Below are 2240 nucleotides of genomic sequence, written 5' to 3' on the forward strand. Positions count from 1 at the left end.
AGCGGAAAGGGCGCGTCGGGCGCGCTCAGGCGAAACCGGTTGACCCGGTCGCGCGCGACATCGAGCACCAGCGCGCTCGCCACCCCCGCGCCCAGCCCGGCGATCAGCCCGCCGATCAGCAGCAGCTTGGTCGACGGCCAGTCGGGCTTGTCGGGCAGCGCGGCATGTTCGACGATCTGGATCGACGAGGGCGCGGATTCGGCGGTCGCCGCGGTCACCGCCGCGGTCGTCAGTTTCTCCTGCAACGCCAGATAGGTCTTTTCCAGCGCATCATGCGCGCGGCCGAGATCGTGGCTTTCCTTCATCTTCTGCGGAATGCGATCGACCTCCTGCCGCCGCGCGGCGACATCGGCCGACAGGCTGATCAACGCGCCGCGATCGCCCGCGAGCTTGGATTCGAGCGCGGCCTTGCGCGCCGCCAATGTCTCATAGCCGGTATTGCGGGCGATGCTGGTCTGCTGAACGCTGCGCGCCGCCTGACCTGCCATCTGCTTTTCCAGCACCGCGATCTGCGCGTTGAGATCGGCCACCTCCGGCGAATCCGCGCGATAGCGGATCAGCATATTGTCGCGCGACAGTTTCAGCTTGGCGAGATCCTGGCGCATCGTCGCGAGGACGGGATTGTCCCCCAATGTCCGCGCGGCGACGACTTCACGCGCCTCGCGTGCCAATTGCCCCGATACGGCCATCAACTCGCGCTGGGTCTGTGCGATCGCGGTGCGCCGCGCGTCGAGCTCGCCTTGCATGCCGAGATATTGGCTGACCTCTACCTTGTCCTTCTCGAACATCAGCAGCATGTCGTTCTGGGTATAATAACGCTCCATCTGCTGTTCGAGCGTGAGCAGATTGCGCCGTGTCTTATCGGCCTCCACCTCGAGCGCGTCATACGCCTGACGCGCCTCGCGCGCGAAGCGCCGGCGACGCTGCGCGAGATAGGTTTCCGCGACCTTGTCGGCGATCTCCGCGACGCGCGGCGAAGGCCCGCGGACGTGCAGGACGCCGATATTGGTGTCGTTGAGCGGCTGGAGCGATACCCCGGTGCGGAAATCGTCGAGCGTGCGCGCTTCCTCCTGCTGCCGCGGCGAGAGGATGTAGCGCGATTGCGGCCGGGGAAAGATCCGCTCCTTGGTCCAGCGCCACGCCTCGCCTGGCCAGGATTGCGTCCACAGATAGGTGAGATAGCGCAGCGGCGGGTGATAGACGTCGCGATAGTCGAGCTTCAGCTCGCCGATCACCTGATGCAGCACCGGGCCGGACGTCGCCATCACCACTTCGTCCTTCAGCGCGTTGCGCCGGAACACCGCCCATCCGTCATAGAAATTTTCGCGCTGCCGATCGTCCTCGGCCCCCGCCGACAGCGTCACCGAGGCGGTATAGATCGGCGGCCAGAGCGCGATATAGAGCGTCACCAGCACGAGCGTCAGCCCGGTGACGACGAGGATCAGCCGCCGATGCCCGGCGACCGCCAGCATCAGCGCCTGCCCCGCCCGGCGGAAATCGAACGTATCCGCCTCGGGGCGATGCGCCACCGCCTCCGGCGCCGGCAGCAGGGGGGAGGCATCGGTCATTTGCTGATCTCCTGCAGCACCCTGAGCTGGGCGTAGGGCATCAGCACCTGATTGAGCCCGCCGAGCGGCGCATTGAGATAGTCCTGGATCACCCGCGCGAATTGCGAGCTGGCGGTTTCCTGGACGATCAGCAGGTCGCCGGGCTGGAGCGGTACATTCTGGAGCGTCAGCAGCAGCCCCGCCTTCCCGCGTGCCTGCGATTGCAGGATATGCGCGGTGAGATAGCCCGACGGTTCGAGCCGGATCAGCGCCACGTTGGAAAGCTTGCCCGACCGCCCGATATCCCCGGCCTGAATCAATGCCTGCGCCGCGGTCGGCACGTCGCGCAGCGGAAGCGCGCCGGGGTGTCCCACCTCGCCCGCGACGAATACCTTTTCCTCGCGCGGGTTGGTGACGGTGATCGTCACCTCGGGATCGATGATCCGGCGCAGCAACTCGCGCCGCACCAGCCCCGCCGCCTCCAGCGGCATGAGGCCCGCGACGCGCAGGTCCCCGGCCTTGGGCAGGCTCACCATCCCGTCGGGTCGCACCGTCACGGTACGCGACACCTCGGGCATATGATCGACCAGCACCTCGATCACATCGCCCGGCGCCAGGACATAGGCCTGGCGATAGCGGCCGATCGACGTCAGCACGTCGGGCGCGGCAGGGATCGTGCGGGTTTCGTTGAGG

At 67.0% G+C, this 2240-nt stretch carries 2 protein-coding genes; both read right to left on the reverse strand.

The window, feature by feature from the left end; all coding sequences use genetic code 11:
- Nucleotides 1-1568, reverse strand: a 1568-nt coding sequence (locus tag BGN95_RS15520; RefSeq protein ID WP_286773220.1) for a GumC family protein, incomplete at its 3' end; no start/stop codon positions are given.
- Nucleotides 1565-2240 (reverse strand): polysaccharide biosynthesis/export family protein (locus tag BGN95_RS15525; RefSeq protein WP_286773221.1); only part of this gene is annotated, 676 nt, incomplete at its 5' end. The genes BGN95_RS15520 and BGN95_RS15525, both read right to left, overlap by 4 nt.

The organism is Sphingomonas sp. 66-10 (assembly GCF_001897045.1).
Taxonomy (GTDB): domain Bacteria; phylum Pseudomonadota; class Alphaproteobacteria; order Sphingomonadales; family Sphingomonadaceae; genus Sphingomonas; species Sphingomonas lycopersici.